The organism is Mesorhizobium sp. Mes31 (genome assembly GCF_024519675.1).
GTDB lineage: Bacteria > Pseudomonadota > Alphaproteobacteria > Rhizobiales > Rhizobiaceae > Mesorhizobium.
On record NZ_JALJRL010000003.1, the window covers coordinates 391,882 to 411,068 of the forward strand.

General features: G+C 61.7%; 19 protein-coding genes and 1 pseudogene. 13 read left to right on the top strand and 7 right to left on the bottom strand.

The window, feature by feature from the left end; translation table 11 throughout:
- Nucleotides 1-203: 203 nt before the first annotated feature.
- From NR193_RS07125 to NR193_RS07175, 11 genes are all read left to right on the top strand, one after another.
- Entirely contained in the window at nt 204-668 is a 465-nt protein-coding gene (locus NR193_RS07125; protein WP_256750163.1) for a group III truncated hemoglobin, read from the top strand.
- Between the two features lie 60 nt (nt 669-728).
- The gene (locus tag NR193_RS07130) at nt 729-1,190 is read left to right on the top strand and encodes an Rrf2 family transcriptional regulator (protein WP_256750164.1); all 462 of its coding nucleotides are present in this window, start codon (nt 729-731) and stop codon (nt 1,188-1,190) included.
- A gap of 147 nt (nt 1,191-1,337) precedes the next feature.
- Nucleotides 1,338-1,481 (top strand): hypothetical protein, encoded by a 144-nt coding sequence (locus NR193_RS07135; protein ID WP_256750165.1) that lies wholly within the window; start codon nt 1,338-1,340, stop codon nt 1,479-1,481.
- Between the two features lie 164 nt (nt 1,482-1,645).
- Entirely contained in the window at nt 1,646-3,292 is a 1,647-nt protein-coding gene (locus tag NR193_RS07140; protein WP_375162689.1) for an ABC transporter ATP-binding protein, read from the top strand.
- A gap of 265 nt (nt 3,293-3,557) precedes the next feature.
- Nucleotides 3,558-4,046: a MarR family winged helix-turn-helix transcriptional regulator gene (locus NR193_RS07145; RefSeq protein WP_256750167.1), complete on the top strand. Its 489-nt coding sequence runs from the start codon at nt 3,558-3,560 to the stop codon at nt 4,044-4,046.
- Nucleotides 4,043-4,762 (top strand): SDR family NAD(P)-dependent oxidoreductase, encoded by a 720-nt coding sequence (locus NR193_RS07150; RefSeq protein WP_256750168.1) that lies wholly within the window; start codon nt 4,043-4,045, stop codon nt 4,760-4,762. The genes NR193_RS07145 and NR193_RS07150 overlap by 4 nt, the downstream gene beginning before the upstream one ends.
- A 2-nt stretch (nt 4,763-4,764) precedes the next feature.
- Nucleotides 4,765-6,096, top strand: coding sequence for an FAD-binding oxidoreductase (locus tag NR193_RS07155; protein ID WP_256750169.1), 1,332 nt, complete (start codon nt 4,765-4,767; stop codon nt 6,094-6,096).
- A 59-nt stretch (nt 6,097-6,155) separates the two neighbouring features.
- Entirely contained in the window at nt 6,156-7,826 is a 1,671-nt protein-coding gene (locus NR193_RS07160; protein ID WP_256750170.1) for a peptide ABC transporter substrate-binding protein, read from the top strand.
- Between the two features lie 107 nt (nt 7,827-7,933).
- Nucleotides 7,934-8,884 carry an ABC transporter permease gene (locus NR193_RS07165; protein ID WP_091581854.1) on the top strand — a complete coding sequence of 317 codons (951 nt, stop codon included), beginning with the start codon at nt 7,934-7,936 and terminating at the stop codon, nt 8,882-8,884.
- A 10-nt stretch (nt 8,885-8,894) separates the two neighbouring features.
- Complete coding sequence (locus NR193_RS07170) at nt 8,895-9,782, top strand: ABC transporter permease (protein ID WP_256750171.1); 888 nt, start codon at nt 8,895-8,897, stop codon at nt 9,780-9,782.
- Between the two features lie 11 nt (nt 9,783-9,793).
- Nucleotides 9,794-11,116, top strand: coding sequence for an FAD-binding oxidoreductase (locus NR193_RS07175; protein ID WP_256750172.1), 1,323 nt, complete (start codon nt 9,794-9,796; stop codon nt 11,114-11,116).
- A gap of 220 nt (nt 11,117-11,336) precedes the next feature.
- On the opposite strand, the gene NR193_RS07180 is transcribed toward NR193_RS07175, so the two are convergent.
- From NR193_RS07180 to NR193_RS07205, 6 genes and pseudogenes are all read right to left on the bottom strand, one after another.
- Nucleotides 11,337-12,725 (bottom strand): MmgE/PrpD family protein, encoded by a 1,389-nt coding sequence (locus tag NR193_RS07180; protein WP_256750173.1) that lies wholly within the window; start codon nt 12,723-12,725, stop codon nt 11,337-11,339.
- 32 nt (nt 12,726-12,757) lie between these two features.
- Nucleotides 12,758-13,168, bottom strand: a complete 411-nt coding sequence (locus tag NR193_RS07185) for an NAD-binding protein (RefSeq protein ID WP_306279994.1) — start codon at nt 13,166-13,168, stop codon at nt 12,758-12,760.
- Nucleotides 13,169-13,198: 30 nt separating this feature from the next.
- Nucleotides 13,199-13,669 (bottom strand): annotated as a pseudogene (locus NR193_RS07190) (NAD(P)-dependent oxidoreductase); the annotation flags it as partial.
- Nucleotides 13,670-13,708: 39 nt separating this feature from the next.
- Entirely contained in the window at nt 13,709-14,509 is an 801-nt protein-coding gene (locus NR193_RS07195; protein ID WP_256750174.1) for an N-acyl homoserine lactonase family protein, read from the bottom strand.
- A gap of 58 nt (nt 14,510-14,567) precedes the next feature.
- A complete protein-coding gene (locus NR193_RS07200; protein WP_256750175.1) occupies nt 14,568-15,401 on the bottom strand; it encodes an SDR family NAD(P)-dependent oxidoreductase in 834 nt (277 codons plus the stop codon).
- A 152-nt stretch (nt 15,402-15,553) separates the two neighbouring features.
- Entirely contained in the window at nt 15,554-16,543 is a 990-nt protein-coding gene (locus NR193_RS07205) for a LacI family DNA-binding transcriptional regulator (RefSeq protein ID WP_256750176.1), read from the bottom strand.
- A gap of 204 nt (nt 16,544-16,747) precedes the next feature.
- Here NR193_RS07205 and NR193_RS07210 point away from each other — a divergent pair, with 204 nt between their 5' ends.
- Both NR193_RS07210 and NR193_RS07215 read left to right on the top strand, forming a co-directional pair.
- Nucleotides 16,748-17,224 (top strand): hypothetical protein, encoded by a 477-nt coding sequence (locus NR193_RS07210; protein WP_256750177.1) that lies wholly within the window; start codon nt 16,748-16,750, stop codon nt 17,222-17,224.
- 24 nt (nt 17,225-17,248) lie between these two features.
- Nucleotides 17,249-18,127: an N-acyl homoserine lactonase family protein gene (locus NR193_RS07215; protein WP_256750178.1), complete on the top strand. Its 879-nt coding sequence runs from the start codon at nt 17,249-17,251 to the stop codon at nt 18,125-18,127.
- 142 nt (nt 18,128-18,269) lie between these two features.
- Here the strand turns inward: NR193_RS07215 and NR193_RS07220 are convergent, their stop codons facing one another.
- Complete coding sequence (locus tag NR193_RS07220) at nt 18,270-19,052, bottom strand: SDR family NAD(P)-dependent oxidoreductase (RefSeq protein ID WP_256750179.1); 783 nt, start codon at nt 19,050-19,052, stop codon at nt 18,270-18,272.
- Between the last annotated feature and the right edge of the window lie 135 nt (nt 19,053-19,187).

The window sequence follows — 19,187 nt, forward strand, 5'->3', positions numbered from 1 at the left end:
TCCCTGGCACTCCATGGTCGCCGCAGATATAACATACATTGACAATATATGTTTTAACTGAAATGCTGGTTCCATTCCACGCCAGGACATAGCGGGCAACGCAAACGAGGCGATGCTTCGTATCGGCCGTTCGACCGTCAGAGCGCCGCATGTGCGAGCAAGGATACCCAATGCCGCCTCGGCCTTGTGAACCAGGAGCACATATGAGCGGAAATCGCCGCAGCAAGAGCACCATCATCCTGGACGGCGTCCCGTTGCCGGATGTGCTTGACGAGACCATGATCCATGGCGTGGTTCACGGCTTCTATGATGAAATTCGCCGCGATGAGCTTCTCGGGCCCCTCTTCCACCAGAAGATACAGCCCGACGAGTGGCCGCGTCATCTGTCAAAGATGTGTGACTTCTGGTCCGCGACACTCCTGCGAACGACCCGCTATGAAGGGCGGCCCCTGCCGCCACATCTGGCGATAGCCGGCCTTGGCGAGGTGCATTTCCGGCGTTGGTTGAAATTGTTTCGCGCCACGGTGCGCCGCATCTGCCCGCCCGAGGTGGCGGCGCTTTTCATGGATCGCGCGTTGCGCATCGCTCACAGCTTTCGTCTTGCGGTCGCCTTCAACCGTGGCGAAACCACGATTGGCATCGAGCCGATTGCCGACAAAGACCTGTGAGGCCGAATTGGTTTGCAGGAGGTTCCATAGCAGCACGCCGATCCAAGAAAGGAACCGCCCGTGAGGCTGACCAACTTCTCGGACTATGCTTTGAGGATGCTGATGTACGCGGCCTCCGCTGGCGACCGCCTGATTACGATCGAGGAGACTGCACGCACCTTCGGTGTGTCGAAAACACACCTCAACAAGGTCGCCAATACCCTGACGCGTAGCGGCTACCTGAAAGCAGTCCGAGGCCGTTCCGGCGGCCTTGCTCTGGGGCTCCGGCCCGAGATGATCCGGATCGGCGATGTCATACGACTGACCGAGCCGGATTTCGCGGTTGTGGAGTGCTTTGCCACTGGAAACCAATGCGTGCTCACCCGCTCCTGCAAGCTTTCGAGCATGTTTGGCGAAGCGATGGCCTCCTTCCAGAGCATCCTTGACCGTTACACGCTGGCCGACGTGACACTCATGCCCCAGGATTTCCTCGGCGGGCTGCCGCCGCCCCAACCTTCCCGCCTGGCGCGAAGCGGCGCGTAAGATCTCCTTACAAAATGTCGCGCAGCGAAAAATCAAGCACGGCATCACATCCGCGATTTGGGCGGAACAGATAGCCGTCACAATCACCTGCGCACGCGCGGCCCCTGTTGCCGCAAGCTGCAGATTTTTCCCGCACGGAGACGAACCATGGTTGAAGCAAAGAAGACCGACAAGTCGATAGCAAGGCAGTTTGAGTCTGGTATCGACCCGGACAATAGTCTGTTGCCGATGCTGATCGGCGGCCTTGTCCTGATCATCATCGGCGCGATCGTCGTGATGATGTTCGTCTAGGTTGAGGGAACCGGTCCCTAGTCCGAAACCGCATATTGCGCGACCCCGGACGCCAATGGTTCGCCGGCCAGCCGACGAATGAAATAGTCGTCGGGGCTTGTGCTGAAGGTAGGATGTGCGACTAGTATGCCCGGTCAGATCATTGGATTTCGAAAGGCCGAGCCATGGCGCCGAGCGAAACGACACCCCTCGAGCCCAGCGAGCAGACTGTTCTCTCTGTTCGAAATCTGACCATCTGTCTGCCAAAGAACATGGAGCGAGAGAACGCAGTCGAAAACATATCCTTCGACATGAGGAAGGGCGAGATGCTCTGCATCGTCGGCGAGTCCGGCTCCGGCAAGTCGGTCACCGCGAATGCCATCATGGGCCTGCTGCCGTCTTCGGTGCGGATTGCGCAGGGAAGCATACGGTTCAAGGGCCACGATCTCGCCAGCGCCGGGGAAGACGTGATGCGCAGCCTGCGTGGCCGTTCGGTCTCCATCATCTTCCAGGATCCGCTTTCGGCGCTCAATCCGCTGATGACTGTCGGCCAGCAGGTGGCGGAGGTCATGGAAGCACACCGGTCCGGCACCTCCGCGACCCGCGCCAAGGCGGTTGTCGATCTGCTCGGCGAAGTCGGCCTGCCGGAGCCGGAGGTTCTGCGCCACCAGTATCCGTTCCAGCTCTCTGGCGGGCAACGCCAGCGCGTCATGATCGCCATGGCGCTCGCACTCGAGCCCGATCTTTTGATCGCCGACGAGCCGACGACGGCTCTCGACGTCACCACCCAGGCGCAGATCCTCGCCCTGATCCGGCGGCTGCAACGCGAAAAGAACATGAGCGTCATGTTCATCACGCACGATTTTGGCGTTGTCGCGGAAATCGCCGATCGCGTCATCGTCATGGAGAAGGGCGCGATGGTCGAACAAGGCGCCGTCGCCGACGTGCTGGGCAATCCAAGCCACCCCTACACCAAGCGGCTGATCGCCGCCGTCCCGCATATGATCGAGAGCGAAACGAAGGCGCGTGAGGATACTCCGATCGTGCTGGAGGTGCAGAAACTCGACAAGACATATCGGCCGGGCATCGGCTTCTTCTCGCGGTCCCGCATCGTGCATGCCGTCAAGCAGGTCAGCTTCGAGGTTCGCCAGGGCAGGACCCTCGGCATCGTCGGCGAGTCTGGCTCGGGGAAATCGTCGCTGGGCCGCGTCCTGCTGAAACTCCTGGACAGCGACGGAGGCAGCATCCTGTTCGACGGCAAGGATATCGCTGCACTTTCGGCCTCCCAGTTCCGGCCGATGCGGCCGCACATCCAGATGATCTTCCAGGATCCGTTCGCTTCGCTCAATCCGCGCCAGACGATCGCCAAGATCCTCACCGTCGGCCCGATGGCACATGGTCTGTCCGCCCAGGAAGCGCGCGCGAAAGCGCTGCAACTGCTGCGTCTGGTCGGCCTCGACGAGGGTGCCTATGACCGCTTTCCGCACGAATTCTCTGGCGGCCAACGTCAGCGGATCGGCATCGCACGGGCTCTGATGATGGATCCCAAGGTCCTGGTCGCCGACGAAGCGGTCTCAGCCCTCGATGTCTCCATCCAGGCGCAGATCCTCGATCTGCTGGCCAGCATCCAGAAGGAAATGAAGATCGCCATGATCTTCATCACTCACGACCTGAGGGTGGCAAGCCGCATCTGCGACGAGATCCTGGTGATGAACCGCGGCGAAGTCGTGGAGTGCGGCCCGCCTTCGCAGATATTCCGTTCGCCACATCACCCCTATACGAGGCAACTGATCTCCGCCATTCCCGGCAAGGCATGGGTGCCGGCCGCTTGAGCCGCCGGCGACGCTGAAGATCCCTTCCCTGAACGATGAATGATCGTGCCCAAGGGCGCGGCCGCACGCCTGTTCCTAGATCAGTCCGCTGATGCGAGCCGCGCCAGGCTTGCTGCCGAGCAGAATAGTTGCGTTTGTCCACTAAAAGTAGTTGCATTTATCCACTATCCGCTCAATCATGCCCTGGAAAGACCCTCGACAACCCCGGATGGGGCTGCGGCGATCTCGATGAAGGCTGTCCACGACAGCCTCTGGAGAGTGTTCGATGCCGGTGAAGAAAAAAGGTCCGCCTTATCCCGTCGAGACAGTCGGGCTGGATGTTCTTGAAGACACGTTGAGCTTCTATATCCGCAGCATCAACATAGCGCTTTCGCGCGATCTCGATGACCGCTTGGAAGGTCTCGATGTTGCCCGGGGGACGGGCAAGATCACCACCCTGCTCCTTGTCGACAGCCATCCAGGAATACGGCCCTCGGTCATCGCGCAGCTCATCATGCGCGATCGATCCGCCATGGGCAGGCTGGTCGACCAGATGATCGAGCACGAACTGATCACGCGTCAGGCGGCGCCGGACGACGGACGCGCGCAGGAACTCCACATCACCCCGAAGGGGGCAGACCTCGCCCGCAAGGTGCGCAAGATCGCCACCAAGCAATCCAGCGATTTCTTCGCTGATGTGCCCGAGAAAGACCAGAAGCGTCTGCTGGACATATTGCGGCGCGTCTACCGCCGCACCGCGGGACTCGACCAATGACGAAACCCGCAGGACGCCCAGCCGGCCAGCGTGTGGCACTCGTGTCCGGTGCCAGCCGCGGCATCGGTGCGGCTTGCGCCCGGCACCTGTTCGAAACGGGCTGGACGTTGTCGCTGGGCATGCGCGAACCGGTGCGGCCCGACTGGGCCGATAGTGAGCGCGTCCGCGTGTTTGCCTACGATGCCACGGAGGCCGGCAGCGAACAGACGTGGGTCGACGGCACTATCGAGGCCTTCAAGCGTATCGACGCGGTTATCGCTAGCGCCGGCATCATGATTCCAAAGTCGGTCATAGACATCGACGACACGGATCTCGATCGCATGTTCGAGATCAATGTCAAGGCTCCGCGCCGTCTGGTCCGTGCGTCGTGGGCATCACTTGCGGCGAGCCGCGCGGGCCGGGTGATCATCCTCGCCTCGCTGTCGGGCAAGCGGGTCAAGTCCGTGGCGGCAGGTTCCTACTCGATCTCCAAGTTTGCCGCCGTCGCGCTCTCCCACGGCATCCGGCAGGCGGGGTGGGACCTCGGAATTCGGGCAACGGCAGTCTGTCCCGGTTTCGTCGCCACCGACATGGCCCGCGGCATCACCGATCGCGCCGATGCGCTGATGACCGATCCGGACGACCTCGCGCGCATCATCGGCTTGCTTCTCGATCTGCCCGACCATGCGAGCGTCGCGGAATTTTCCATCAATTGCCAGCTTGAGGAGTCCTACTGAGCATGCCCGGACCGTTCGTCGTCCCCGTTCATGGAGATATCGAGCTGCCAAGGGAGGTGGATTGCGTCGTCATCGGCGGCGGCATCATCGGCACCTCGACGGCACTGGAACTGGCCGAGAGAGGCTTGCGGGTCGCCCTGTGCGAAAAGGGCGGGATCGGACAGGAACAGTCTAGCCGCAACTGGGGCTGGGTTCGCATTTCCCGGCGGGATCCACGCGAGGTTCCGCTGATGGCGGAGGCTTTGCGGATATGGGCGAGGCTTTCCGAACGGACGGGACGAGACACCGGTTATGCCCGGGCCGGAATCGTGTTCACCTGCGCGGACGACAAGGAATACGAACAGCACGAGCGCTGGGGACGACACCTCGAAGGCTATCAGCTCGAGTCGCGAATGATAAGCGCGGGCGAATTGCGTGACCTCCTCCCCGGCTCCAATCTCGATGTCAAAGGAGCGCTCTACACGCCCGCCGACGGTCGCGCCGAACCGCAGAAGGCGGCGCCCGCGATTGCCGAAGCCGCACGCGACCGCGGCGCCGCCATACTCACGGAATGTGCCGTGCGCGGCGTGGAGACGACGAACGGCGCCGTCTCGGGCGTGGTGACCGAACGTGGCTTCATTGCCTGCAAGGCGGTCGTCCTTGCCGGAGGGGCCTGGTCGAACCTGTTTTGCGGAGCGCTTGGCCTCGACCTGCCGCAGTTGAAGGTCATGAACACGGTTCTTCGCACGACCCCTGTCGAGAACGGGCCGGACCAAGCCGTGTGGGCAAACAACTTCGCCATCCGCAAGCGCCAGGACGGTGGCTACACCGTCGCCTCCAGCATGAGCAATCTCGTTGACATCGTACCCAACTCCTTTCGCTATGCGCGCGATTTTCTTCCGGCCTGGAAGACAGAGTGGCGATCGCTTCAATTCCGCCTGGGTGGTCGTTTTCTTGACGAGGCAAAGATGCCGAGCCGCTGGGCGATGGATGAGGCCAGCCCCTTCGAATACTGCCGCGTGCTCGATCCCAAGCCTTCCAGGAAGAGCTCGGAACGCGTCCTTGCAAATGCCCGCAAGGCATTTCCGGTTCTGGAAAAGGCACAGGTGGCACAGCGCTGGGCCGGCTATATCGACGTCACGCCCGACGCCGTTCCCGTCATTTCCGCCGTCGACGGCGTGCCCGGCTTTCATGTGGCGACGGGTTTCTCCGGCCATGGTTTCGGCATCGGCCCCGCGGCAGGCAGGCTGATGGCGGATATCGTCACCGGGCGGCCGCCGATCGTCGATGCCACGGATTTTCGATGGTCGCGGTTTTCGGACGGATCGAAGGTCGCGCCGATCTCAGGATTATAAGCGCTCCGACAAGAGAGCGTGACGCAGCGAAAGTGGAACACTATCAAGAGGAGCCTCCAATGTCAGACAAGAGCAGCAGCACTATCTTTCGACCGACGCGTCGTCAGGCGCTTGGAATGGCAATCGCCGGTGCCGCCGGCCTCACCATGCCCAGCCTGACGGGAGCAGGCAGGGCCCATGCGGCAACCCCGCCGAGCGAACCCAAGGGACAGGTGATCGTTGGCTTTTCCCAGGAACCCACCGTCTTCAACCCGCATTTGCCCCACATCGAGGTCGACGAAGGCATTCATTTCAGCGTCTTCGATCCTCTGTTTGGTGTCGATCCCAAGGGCAATTTCTTCCCCGCGCTGGCCAAGGAGGTGCCGACCGTCGAAAACGGTGGCATCTCGGCCGACGGACTCGAGTGGCACGTCAAGCTGCGCGACGACGTGAAGTGGCATGACGGACAGCCGTTCACCGCGGAGGACGTCAAGTTCACGCTCGAACTGCTGGTCGATCCGAAGTTTCGCAGCTGGCGGCGCGCCGGCCACGAACTTGTCCAGGACCTGACTGTCGTCTCGCCAACCGAGATCAAGTGGAAGATGAAGGAGCCTTACGCGCCCTACCCGTCGATCCTGGCCGCGACCTTCATCGTTCCCAAGCATGTGCTCGGCGCGGCCGAGGACAAGAACACCGCGCCGTTCAACAACGCCCCGATCGGGACCGGCCCGTTCAAATGGGTGGAACGCATGGCCGGCGATCATATCGAACTGGCCGCCAATACCGACTACTTCGCCGACGGCCCCTATCTGAAGAGCTTGATCTACAAGTATATTCCGGATCTGACCGTTCTCTACACCCAGTTCAAGACCGGTGATATCGACGTCATCGGACTGCAGTGGATTACGGCCGACCACTATGAGGAAGCCAAGGCATTGAGCGGAACGTCGGTCGCCGTCATCCCCGCCGCCACGGTCGAGTCGCTCAGCTTCAACATGGAGCGCCCCCAGTTCAAGGAACTCGCCGTCCGCCAGGCGCTGTACCATGCGCTGGACAAGAAGACGATCATCGACGCCCTCTACTATGGGCTGCCGGCCCCGACCGAAACCTACATGCCGCAGCAGTCCTTCTACTACAATCCGGATTTGCCGAAGCAGGAGTACGACCAGGACAAGGCAAAGAAACTGCTGGACGACGCGGGGTGGCTTCCCGGCGCGGACGGCATCCGCGTCAAGGACGGTGTCCGCCTCTCCTTCAAGAACTCGACCACGGCGGGCAATCACATCCGCGAACAGGCGCAGCAGTTCATCCAGCAATCGTATCGCGATATCGGCGTCGAGGTGGTGATCTCCAACCTGCCGCCGGCCGTGATGTGGGGCGACTACTGGATGAAGTCGGAATTCGATTCCGTCGTCGTCGGCATCAACTTCCTGACGGGCTCCGATCCCGACACTTCGGACTACCTCAGCTCGAAGTCGATTCCCGCCAAGGGTGGCGCCGGCCAGAACACCTGGCAGTATGCCAGCCCGGAGGTGGACAAGCTGCTCGAGGCCGGCGGTGTCGAATTCGTGCCGGAGAAACGCAAGCAGGCCTACCTGAAAATCCAGGAGACCGTCCGCAACGACCTGCCATTCCTGCCGATGTTCCAATACGCGACGGTCCGCGGACACAAGTCCGGTGTCGAAGGCGTCGAGCCTAACATCAATGTGCGCATCGACTCCTGGGACGTGGCCGTCTGGTACTGGGCATAGCCGCGCAAACGAGGCCGGGCCGGCAATGACCGGCTCGGCCCGCATGGCCGACAAGGCGCCTCTGGCGCGACTGTATCCGACGGACACCCAAAACGGAGACAACCGGCATGCTTCGCTATCTGCTGGGACGCTTCTGGCAAAGTCTCGTCCTGCTCCTGCTGGTTTCGGTGATTGGCTTTGCCGTCCTGAACCTGGCACCGGGCGGACCGCTGTCGCAGTTCAGCTTGACGCCGGGGATGACGCAGGCCGATCTCGACCGCATCGCCTCGCAAATGGGGCTCGATCGACCTCTTCCTGTCCAGTACCTCGACTGGCTGGCACATCTGCTTCGCGGCGACTGGGGCCGTTCCTACCGGGACGGCAGGCCTGTGCTCGACATCATCTGGGAGCACCTTGTCGCGACATTGCTGCTGATGGGGGTCTCGACCGCGATCGCCATCCTTGTCGGCACCTGGATCGGTGTCCTGGGCGCGCTCAGGCGATACTCGATCTTCGACTACGCGGCGACGGTCGGCGCGATGATAGCGCTGTCGATCCCAACCTTCTGGTTCGGGTTGATCGCGATCTACATCTTCTCGCTGCGGCTCAGATGGCTGCCGGCCGGCAACATGTACACCATCGGCAATGGCTCGTTCGGCGACTACGCGATCCATCTCATCATGCCGAGCATCGTTCTTGCGCTGGTCAATGTCGCCGTGTGGAGCCGCTACATGCGCACCGCTACGCTCGACGTCATCAGTCAGGATTTCGTGCGAACGGCCCGGGCCAAGGGGCTGAGTTCCCGACGCGTGTTGATCCGCCACATCCTCGGAAACGCCCTGCTGCCGATGATCACCCTGCTGGGGCTGCAACTGCCGACAATACTGGGTGGCGCGCTGGTGACCGAGACGGTCTTTACCTGGCCCGGCATGGGACGGCTGTTCCTCGATAGTCTCGGCTACAGCGACTATCCCGTCGTGATGGGTCTGCTGATGATGTCAGCGGTCCTCGTCCTGGCCGGCAATCTGGCCGCCGACCTCACCGTAGCATTCGTCGATCCACGCATTCGATTGAGCTGAGGACGAAGCGATGACCCAGTCGGATTTCCTTGTCCCCACCCACGCCAGGCAACGCTGGTGGCATGGCCGCGCCGTGCGCCGATTTGCCCGTCATCGACTGGCGATGTTCGGCCTGGTGATGATCATCGTGCTGGTGCTGGCCTGCGTCTTCGGGCCCTTGCTGCTACCCTTTGACGATCTCTACATCGACCTGCGTGGCCGCTTCTCGCCACCGTTCACGGGCTATCATTTCTTCGGCACCGATCCGCTTGGCCGCGACATCGCGGCGCGCCTCTTCATGGCCGGCCGCATTTCACTCCTGGTCGGCTTCGCCGCGATGGTTATCAGCACGGTCTTCGGCACAGTGCTGGGGATCGCCGCCGGCTTCTTCGGCGGCCGCATCGGCACCGTGCTGATGCGTTTCGTCGACGCGACGCTGTCCTTCCCCAACATCTTCCTGCTGCTGGCGATGGCGGCCTTCATCAAACCCAGCCCGATCATGATCACGCTGATCATCGCGGCAACGAGCTGGATGGAAATCGCTCGCATCGTCGAGGCGGAAGTGCGTTCGCTGCGCGAACGCGACTTCATCGTCGCCGCCCGCATGCTCGGGCTCAGCAACAGCCACATCATGTTTCGCGAGCTGTTGCCCAATGCGATCGGTCCAATCATCGTCGCGGCCACGCTTACCGTTGCCCGCGCCATCCTTCTGGAAGCCTATGTCAGCTTCCTCGGCTACGGCATCCAGCCTCCGCTGCCGAGCTGGGGCAACATGCTGAACGGCGCCCAGCAATATCTCGACAGCGCGCCGTGGCTGGCAATCGTTCCTGGTGCCGCCATCACCCTGGCGGTCACCAGTTTCAACTTTATCGGCGATGGGTTGCGTGATGCGCTCGACGCACGAAGCGACATGCTGTGAGGTCGCCCGGAATGGCAAGGTTTTCACCGTTTGAAGTCTCGCTCTGGTATGCGACCGCGCCGCCGCCGCCAGAGACCAGCCCATTGCAAGGCCGCAGGCGGGCGGACGTCTGCATCGTCGGCGGCGGCTACACCGGGTTGACCACCGCGCTCGATCTCGCCCGTGACGGCATAGATGTGGTTCTGCTCGAAGCCCAGGAGATCGGCTTCGGCGGCTCGGGCCGCAATGCGGGCCACTGCACGCCAACCTTCACCCACTACAGCCTGCCCGAACTGCGGGCCATGCTGGGCGAACCGTGGGCCGAAAGGCTGATCGCCCGGCAGACAGGGGCAAACAGACAAGTCGCGGGGATGATCGAGCGCTACGGCATCGATTGCGAATGGCAACAGAACGGCTACGTCATGGGCGCACTGACGCCAGGCGCGGTCGCCAAGCTGGAGGCAAAGGCGCAGCAGTACAATGCGGTCGGCGCCAACACGCGGGTGCTCGACAAACAGGCGACCGAGGAAATCACCGGCAGCCCGCGATACCATGGCGGCTGGTTTCATTCCGAGGCCGGTCACCTCAATCCACTGGGATACGCAAGAGGCCTGGCCCGCGCCGTCATGCAGGAAGGTGGCACAGTCCACACGGGGTCTCCGGTCCGCGATGTCATGCGGCAGGATGGTGCCTGGGCAGTGCACGCCGGCGAAGGAACCGTTGTCGCCGACAAGGTCATCTTTGCGACTGGCGCCTACACCGTCGACGGATGGCCCGGCCTCGACCAGACTTACAAGATCCAGAGGGTGTTCGTGGCCGCCACCCAACCGCTGACCGCCAGCGAGCGCCAAACCATCCTGCCGCGCAATACCACGATGCATGACGGTCGCGGCGACATCTTCGTCTACAAGTATAACGCCGAGGGACGCATCGTCGCCTCGATGTTCCCGATGGGCCGCCGCGGACGGGACATGGCCTTCACACACCGCCTCATGTCCGATCGCCTGCGCTGGCTCCATCCGCAGCTCGGCAGCGACTTGAGATGGGAGTACTTCTGGTTCGGCGAACTGGACATGCAGAAGCGCACCATCCCGCGATTCTATCAACTCGCGCCAGGCGTCGTCGCGCTGACAGGGCTATCCGGGCGCGGCGTGCCGACCGGAAGCATGCTCGGCGGCATACTCGGCGAATGGGCGAAGGGGGTCCCGGAAAAAGACCTATCGCTGAAGCTCGAGCCACTTCGGCGGGCGCCCTTCTTCATGTCGTTCGCTCCAGCCGCAATGTTGCGATACTATCGCGTCTCGGACTGGCTGCGTGCAAAGACGAGCGGGTCTCAACTCCCGCCCCACGCCTAGCCAAGAACGAAGGGCTCGAAATCATTGTAGAGTATCCTACAACGTCGCGCAGATTCCGACATCAAGCTGTGAAAAAGTCACGCTCCTGATTTTAAAGGGAAAATCGCTCTCAACCAGGGCATTTTTCGTTGCGAAATCAACGGTCATGGTGGGCCTTACGTTTGGTTCAATGCTAACTCCGCGATGTCAAGCATGGACAGATATCCGCATCGATGGACGCTTATTCGCGCACAACCTCGGAGCGTGGCCGAGCAAGCTTCATGAGATCGCCGGCGTTTTTTTGATCGACAAGCGTCCAAAGCGCGTCGGCAAGCGGAGCCACGGCGAGTGTGGGGCAACCGTATCTCGCCAGGGCGGCAAATTTTTCTCGGAGTGCTGAGTCAGACATGGGTCGAGCGAGGCTGCCGGTCGCGACTTTTTCGGACACGACAACCGAAGAGCCATCCGCATATCGGATCGAGACATGAGCGGCTTCAACCGGCGTGCTGGCATCGATCTCAACAGGGCGAACCTTGGCGCGCAGGATACTGACCTCGGGATCGTTCACCGCCGCATCACTGAAGTCTTCGGCACCAGCATGACCGCGCAGCAGGCTGACCGCCACCGCATGCTGGGCGCTCACCTGCGCCTCGCGCCCCGTGGTGACTTCCGGCCGGTCGGCACGAGCCTTGAGCAAGGGTGCACCCCGCACGACAACCTCGACAATCTGGTTGGCGGAGAAGTTGGGGGTGGCACGAGCAGCGAGGCAAGCATCGATAACAGGGTTCAGCACCACCCCGCAGGGATAGGGCTTGAACATATTGCGCAAGATTTCCCACTCGCTGCCCAGCCCGCCCTCGATCAATTCAGGCTTGGGCTGGCCCGAGCAAACTTTGAGAAAGCCACGCGGTCCCTCAAGAGGCTGTGGGGGGCCTTCGACGCCGCACTGCGCCATCAGGGCCGAGACGAGACCGCCGCGGGCCGCATTGCCGACGCCAGTGCTCTTGGCCATGAAGCCGAGCGTCTCGACGAGACCTGAAGCTTGCGCGGAAGCATTGCCGAGCGCCCAGAGTATCTCGTTCTCGCCCAGCTTGAGGAGCTTCGCGGCGGCCACGGCGGCACCGAAGATTCCACATGTGGAGGTGATATGCCAGCCGCGGTCGTAGTGGTTAGGGGAGACTGCGTTGCCAATGCGGCAAGCGACCTCCACCCCAAGAGTGAAAGCGTGAAGGAGTTCCGCACCACTGACCGGTCGCGTTTCAGCCAGGGCAAGCACGACGGGCGCAACGGGCGCGGTGGGATGGATGATCGTACCGGCATGGGTATCGTCGAAGTCGAAGACATTCATGGCCGCGGCATTCAGGAAAGCGGCCGTCAATGCGTCCCGCCGCTGCGTATGGCCGATCACGGTCGCGTTCTCGCCAGCCGAAAAGGGCGCGAGGCTTTTGGTCAGCCGCAGCACTGCCTGATCGGACGACCCGCCGAGTGCTGTTCCGAAGCCATTGAAAACTGCCCTCATCGCGTGCGCGCGGACCGGCTCCGGGACGTCCTCCCAGCGGGAGCGATGCACAAAGGCGGCGAGCCGGCGCGAGAGGCCTGCGGCGAAAGGCTGTGAGATGTCGCCGGTCACAAGCGAACCTCCGATCTGCAAATTGCCACGGATCAGCCCCTCGCCTTCCCGCCGGCGACCGTCACGCCGGCCCAGTCCTCTATCGGCTTGATGATTTCGGTAAGGTCCGCGTCCGCACCAAGATCGCTCTTTGCTACCGTCAGAAGTTGCCGTACCGCGCCGCCCACGATCATGGGCACGCCGAGCGCGTCGCTCTCCTCGAGGCAGAGACGGATATCCTTCGCCGACAGGCCAATCGAGAAGCCGAAATCGAAGCTGCGGGTCAGGACAAATTTCGGAATTTTGGTCATCGTCGCATTGGAGCTTCCGCTGCCCGAATTGACAATCTCGATCAGGATATCGGGATCGAGCCCAGCCTTGGTGGCGAGCACCAGCGCTTCGGAGGCAATGGACAGCGCCGTGACCGACATGAGGTTGTTGATCACCTTGACCATTTGACCCATGCCCGGCTCGGCGCCGACGTGGATAGGTTTCCCGAGCGTCTCGATGATCGGTCGCACCGTCTCCATCGTCGAAACGTCGCACGCAACCATCATGGCGAGCGTGCCCTTCTCGGCGCCGCCGACACCACCGCTCACCGGACAGTCGACCGTCGTAATGCCAGCGGCCCTCAAGCCTTCCGCCACTTGCCGCTCGGTGCGCGGGCCGGTGGTCGACAGATCGATAACGATTTTTGCTCCCTTGCCCGAGACAAGCCCATCGGGGCCGAGCGCCACGGCGTGCACAATCTCAGGCGTTGGAAGCGATAAAAGGACCACGTCGGAGAGACCCATCAGCTCCGCCGGGGTCTTGGCCCTTCCCGCTCCCTCTTTCATCAACGCCGAAGCAGCGACGTCGTTGGTGTCGTAAACGCTTACGGTGTACCCGGCCGCCATGAGCCGTTTCACCATCGGCGTTCCCATGCGTCCAATACCGGCAAAGCCCAGTCTGAGGTTGGTCATCGTAAACTCCGTTAAAGTCGAGTGCTGCCCGGTTCCGTGCGCTCACGGCGCTTCCGCAATCGGATTGAGGTCCAGACGCACAATATCGTCGACCCCCGGCAATGCGGCCGGATAGCGCGTCAGGACGAGCGGGTCATGGCCGGGAATGACATGCTTGGGCGAACTCGCGAGCTTGCGCATCGTGGCGTAGCCTTCCAGCATATCAGTGGCGCTCTCCAGCACCGGGAAGGGTCGGTTCTGCTCGAAATTGGCATAGAAGTGCGAGGCGTCGGAGCCGAGCACCACCCAGCCGCGCGCTGTCTTCACCCGAACCACCTGCAATCCCTTCGAGTGGCCGCCGACGCGATGCACTGTGAGATTAGGAGCGATCTCGCTGATCCCGTCATGGAACGCTACCCGCCCGGCGAAGAGCTTGGCGACCATGTTGGCCACGTCCTCGTAGGCGAAGGGGTGGCGCAGATAGTCGTGGCACATGCAACGCCCGGTGCAATAGGCCATCTCCACGTCCTGGACGTGGTAGCGGGCATTCGGAAACAGGTCGTGGTTACCCGCATGATCGAAATGCATATGCGACAGGATGACGTCCTCGACCTTGTCAGGTTCGATCCCGATCATCTTCAGACCCTCGCCGACCGGCCGCAGCAAATTCCGTTGCCGCTTCTGCGCCACCTTGGCGTCAAAGCCGGTGTCGAACACAAAGGTCCGCGTCTTGCCGACGATGGCCCAGACAAAGTAGTCGAGAGGCATCGGACCATCATGCGGATCGCCGCCGATAAAATTCGCGGCTGCATTGCGGTCGTGGTGACCGTAGCGAACCGCGTAGAGCTCATAAGTATCATCCATGCGTGGCTCCTTTCGCTGCCAAGCCGGTATGGCGCCAAATCACGTCGATCGGATCCGCTTAGCTCGCAAGCCACCCTCCCTCGACCGGAAGCATGGCTCCCGTCATGTCACGGGCAATCGGCCCGCAGAGAAAAACCAGGAGATCGGAGACGCTCTGTGGCGAGACGAAGCTGCCGCCGGGCTGCTTGCCCTCGAGAAAGAGGCGCTCCGCCGCGCCGCGGTCAATGCCTCGATCCGCCATCAATTCTTCCACCCGGCTCTCGGTACCGGGTGTCAGAACCGAACCCGGACAGAGACTATGGCAGGTGACGTCAACGTCCAGGTTCTCCAACGCCACGGCCCGGGTAAGGCCCAGTATGGCCGATTTCGTCGTCACATAGCCGACTCGGCCTGGTGTGCCGCGCATGCCGTAGACGGAGGTTATGTTGAAGATGCGCCCGAAGTTCTGCGCCCGCATCCGCGGCAGCAACAACCGGACGGCATGGAAAATGGCCGAAAGGTTCACGGCCAGCGCCAAATCCCATTGTTCGGGTGGAAAATCCATGATCGACGCAAAATGCCGTACGACCGCGTTGTTGATAAGAATATCCACCCCGCCAAGTTCGGCGCTTGCGGCTGCAACCAGCGTCTCGACACCCGCGGGCGTGGACAGATCAGCCCTGTGATAGGCAACCTGCGCGCCTGTCCTTTGGGCCAGTGCTTGACGCTGTGACTCGACCGCCTCGGGCGCTTCGAGCCCATGCAGCATGACGCTGCAGCCGGCCTCGGCAAGCCGAGCGGCGATCGCTTGTCCCAGCCCCGCAGTGGAGCCGGTGATCAGCGCGCGGCGTTCGCTCAGAACTTTTGTCGGGACAGGAAGCATCGGTTGTGCTGTTTCCGTCGACACGCTCATACCTTGCCCCGCTGCTTTGTGAGCATCACGAAAGTCCTCGCCCTGGCCCGAATGTCGGGCTGTGCGGCGACTCCCGTTCTGTTACCGGTAACAGATATTAAGTTTAGAGCAGCGACGTCAGCGATGCAACGGGTGATACCGGATATCTGAGGTCAGGTGCTTTCGCGCTGGATCAATTCGAATTTCAGGTCGATCACACTGCCGCGCAGATGCTCGGCGCCGTCCATGATTCGACTCAGCAGGATTCGCGCCGTCCGCTCGCCGATGTCATAGCGCGGGAGCCTTAGGGTGCTGACGGATGGGCTGACGTGGCGCAGCAGGTCCACATCATCGAAGCTTGCCAGAGCAATCCGGCCGGGGACCGGCCAGCCGCGTTTCTGGCATTCAAAGAGGGCGCCAACCGCCAGCACGTCTCCCGCACAAAACAAGGCGTCGACTTCTGGTACGCTCTGCATCACGCGGGCCACCACTTCTGCCCCGGCGGCGAGGCCTCGCTCGGTCTCCAGCACGATACGGGGGTCGGGATCCAGTCCAAGCTGCTTCAGCGCGGCTTGATAACCTTTCAGCCGGTCTTTCGAGCGGTCGTTATGCACCGAGTAAAGACTGGCGAAAGCAATCTTGCGGTATCCAAGCCGGCCGAGATGCATCGTCATCGCGTAGGATGCATCGTGGTTGGAAAAACTGACCACCATGTCCAATGGTTCTTCCGGTATATTGCCGTTTTCGACGACGGGAATGCCAGATTTCCGGATCTTCTCCGCAGCTTGCGGCGTATGCTCGGTGCTGTGCAAGACCAAGCCACTCACACGCTGGCTGAGGAAGATCGTAATCAGTTCTTCCTCTTCGTTGGGATCATACCCTGATTCTGCGATCATCAGCTGGAAGCCCGAGCGCTTGAGCACTTCCGAAAGGCCTTTGACCGTTTGCGTATAGATAGAGTTGTCGATGCTCGGGACGATAAGGCCGATCGTCGTGGAGCGGCTCGACGAGAGGTTGCCTGCCAGGTGGTTCGGCAGATAGCCGATCTCGCGAACCACCCGAAGCACCCTTTCGCGCATCTCCTCGGAGACTTTGCCGGGCTCGTTCAGCACTCGTGAAACGGTCATGGTGGAGACGCCGGCGCGGACCGCCACGTCGCGCATCCTCGCGCTCCCACCGTGCGTGTTTCCGTCTCCAGATGATTTTTTCGGCATTCCTGTCACAGTCCGACGTGGCGGCAGAAATCAAATCATTGCGCGCGCCCACAAACAAGCCTTCACCACAGAATTCTGAGATTCTATTGTTACCGCTACCAAAAACAGGTATTGCTAACAGGCGCGTGCCTTCAGAATGCTGCGGAGATCGCAATGGACAAAATCGCGAACAGCCGAGCGGACCAGGTGGTGCTGCGCTATGTGGCGGCCGCCCGACCGGTTCAGCAGCTTGTCAGCGATACACTGACGCAGCTCGCTGGCTTTGCGCTGCTTCTGATGACCTCGCGCAACCGTGCCTCGCTCGCCGAGGGCGCGCTCGCCAGTGCGCGGGAGGCAGCAATGCGAGCATCCGAAGAGGTGCGCGCGATTGCGGTCCCTGAGATTGCTGCACATCATCATCATCACCTGCGCGCTGCCGCCGCCGCACTCCTCCAGGCCTGCGTCGCGACCTTGGATTGCCTCCGGGACGATGCCTCCGGGCAAAGCGATGCACTCGTGCGGACGCTGCGGTCGTCGAGCGATCACCTTCGAACGACGGCGCGCCTGTTGCCGGGATTCGAACTTGTCGATTTCGGGCAGGCGTGCTGCGCGGCCCACGCGCCGCAGCGCCTGCTGCAGGACGTCACTTAGGCCAACGGTATCAGGGAGGACAGTATGGCGGATTACTCGATTTGGGTGCTCGAATACGCGGCGGTGGAGAAGTTTCCCTTCAGCGTCATGATGTATGGACCCCAGCACCAGGGCACACGCAAGCTGCCTTATGCCTACGTGTTGCTAAAGGGAAAAGGCGAGACGATCCTGATCGACACAGGCTACGACCACGTTGCCTATGGCGAACAATTGGCGACCGCCTATGGTGTGTCGAACTATCACGGGCCGCGCGAGGTGCTGGCCGAGTGCGGCGTCAGCCCGGAAGACGTGACCAGCGTGTTCATTACGCATGCCCATTTCGACCACATGGGTGCCATACATCTGTTTCCAAACGCAAAATTCTATGTTCAGAAGAGCGAACTGGACAAATGGGTCTGGGCTCTGACGTTGAGCCCGGAATATCGTTTCCTGACCGGCGGCGGCGATCCGGCGGATATCGTTCGCGCCGTCGAGGCGGCGAAGGAAGGGCGGATGATCTGCATCGACGGCGACCAGGCGGATGTCCTGCCGGGCATCGACGTCCATCTGGCGGCAGATACCCACACCTACGGCAGCATGTACGTCACCGTGCGCAACGACGGTGCCGCGGAAGGCGAGGACAAGTGGATCTTCGCTGGCGACCTCATCTACACATACGACAATCTGACTGGCCTTGATCCCGAGGCGCCGCAGATCGTGCCGATTGGCCTGGCCGTCGGAAGCCAGCACAACTTGATATTCTCCAGCGCGCAAATGCTGAAGTCGGTGGGCGGCGAGGTGCGGCGGGTGATTCCTGTACACGAGGATCGGTTGCGCACCACATTTCCTTCACGGCTTACCGACAAGGGTTTGCAGGTGGTGGAGATCGCGCTTGCAAAGGGCGAGAAAAGTAGGGTCGACTGAGCCTTGGGGGGGGCCGCTCAGGCCTCCTGCCCCACCAGTGCCAGATCTCAAGCGAGGCAGCGCGGCCAGAGCCTGGGAGCCATGTATGTGGCCTGAAATCCGGCAGTTGCGCAGCCTCGAACTGGATCCTTGCTTGCAATACTCAAAGTTGGTCCGCGCCAGCGACGAAGCCGCCGCCATCTATCACGATGGCCTGGCCGGTGATGAATGAGGCCGCGTCCGAGGCGAGGAACAGCACAAGCTGGGCGATCTCCGACGGATCGCTGATACGCCCCATGGGAATCATCGGCAAGACGGTGTCTTTCGCGCCCTGTTCGCTGCCGAACATGCCACTCAGCAGCGGCGTCATCACCGAGCCGGGCGCGATGGCATTGACACGGATGTTCTTGCGAGCCACTTCCAGCGCGACCGAGTTTGTCAGCCCGATCACGCCCCACTTGCTTGCGCAGTAGACGGCGGTGGTGGCGAAACCCATGACGCCGAACAGCGAAGACGTGTTGACGATTGCGCCGCCACCCTTTGCAGTCATATGCGGGATCTGATGCCTTAGCCCGTTGAAAATCCCCCGCAAATTGACGTCCATCAGCAGATCGTAGTCCGCGTCGTCGAGTTCGTGCACGGGCGCGGTCTTGCCTGGCACGCCGGCGTTGTTGAAGGCGACATCGATCCTGCCAAAGCGATCGAAGGCTTTCTGGTGCAGCACGGCCATCGCCTTGCTGTCGCGTACATCGGTTTCCAGGAACTCGATCTCGACGCCCAGCGGCCTCACCTCTTTTTTGAGGCTCTCTCCGAGTTCGGCGCCGATGCCCGAAACATAGAGATTTGCGCCCGCCCCGGCGAAGGCCAGCGCGGTGGCACGGCCAATGCCGGTGGTTGCGCCGATCAAGATGACGTTCTTGCCGGAGAAATCGTACTTCACTTGCATGGTTGGTCCTCCTGTAGTCACGACCGCAAGATATTCGCGGCAAAATTCATCTGCGCCCTCGCCATCCATAGCCTTGACGTGATACCGCTAACAAGCAAAAATAAGGAGAGACGCAAAGAAGACGACAATGGCTGT

Bases quoted from the DNA above. Each gene is read 5' to 3' on its own strand.
- NR193_RS07185 (WP_306279994.1), bottom strand. From the start codon at position 13,168: ATGGGTCAAATGGTCAAGGTGATCAACAACCTCATGTCGGTCACGGCG.
- NR193_RS07155 (WP_256750169.1), top strand. From the start codon at position 4,765: ATGCCCGGACCGTTCGTCGTCCCCGTTCATGGAGATATCGAGCTGCCA.
- NR193_RS07160 (WP_256750170.1), top strand. From the start codon at position 6,156: ATGTCAGACAAGAGCAGCAGCACTATCTTTCGACCGACGCGTCGTCAG.
- NR193_RS07135 (WP_256750165.1), top strand. From the start codon at position 1,338: ATGGTTGAAGCAAAGAAGACCGACAAGTCGATAGCAAGGCAGTTTGAG.
- NR193_RS07220 (WP_256750179.1), bottom strand. From the start codon at position 19,052: ATGCAAGTGAAGTACGATTTCTCCGGCAAGAACGTCATCTTGATCGGC.
- NR193_RS07210 (WP_256750177.1), top strand. From the start codon at position 16,748: ATGGACAAAATCGCGAACAGCCGAGCGGACCAGGTGGTGCTGCGCTAT.
- NR193_RS07125 (WP_256750163.1), top strand. From the start codon at position 204: ATGAGCGGAAATCGCCGCAGCAAGAGCACCATCATCCTGGACGGCGTC.
- NR193_RS07150 (WP_256750168.1), top strand. From the start codon at position 4,043: ATGACGAAACCCGCAGGACGCCCAGCCGGCCAGCGTGTGGCACTCGTG.
- NR193_RS07195 (WP_256750174.1), bottom strand. From the start codon at position 14,509: ATGGATGATACTTATGAGCTCTACGCGGTTCGCTACGGTCACCACGAC.
- NR193_RS07140 (WP_375162689.1), top strand. From the start codon at position 1,646: ATGGCGCCGAGCGAAACGACACCCCTCGAGCCCAGCGAGCAGACTGTT.
- NR193_RS07170 (WP_256750171.1), top strand. From the start codon at position 8,895: ATGACCCAGTCGGATTTCCTTGTCCCCACCCACGCCAGGCAACGCTGG.
- NR193_RS07165 (WP_091581854.1), top strand. From the start codon at position 7,934: ATGCTTCGCTATCTGCTGGGACGCTTCTGGCAAAGTCTCGTCCTGCTC.
- NR193_RS07215 (WP_256750178.1), top strand. From the start codon at position 17,249: ATGGCGGATTACTCGATTTGGGTGCTCGAATACGCGGCGGTGGAGAAG.
- NR193_RS07145 (WP_256750167.1), top strand. From the start codon at position 3,558: ATGCCGGTGAAGAAAAAAGGTCCGCCTTATCCCGTCGAGACAGTCGGG.
- NR193_RS07175 (WP_256750172.1), top strand. From the start codon at position 9,794: ATGGCAAGGTTTTCACCGTTTGAAGTCTCGCTCTGGTATGCGACCGCG.
- NR193_RS07200 (WP_256750175.1), bottom strand. From the start codon at position 15,401: ATGAGCGTGTCGACGGAAACAGCACAACCGATGCTTCCTGTCCCGACA.
- NR193_RS07205 (WP_256750176.1), bottom strand. From the start codon at position 16,543: ATGCGCGACGTGGCGGTCCGCGCCGGCGTCTCCACCATGACCGTTTCA.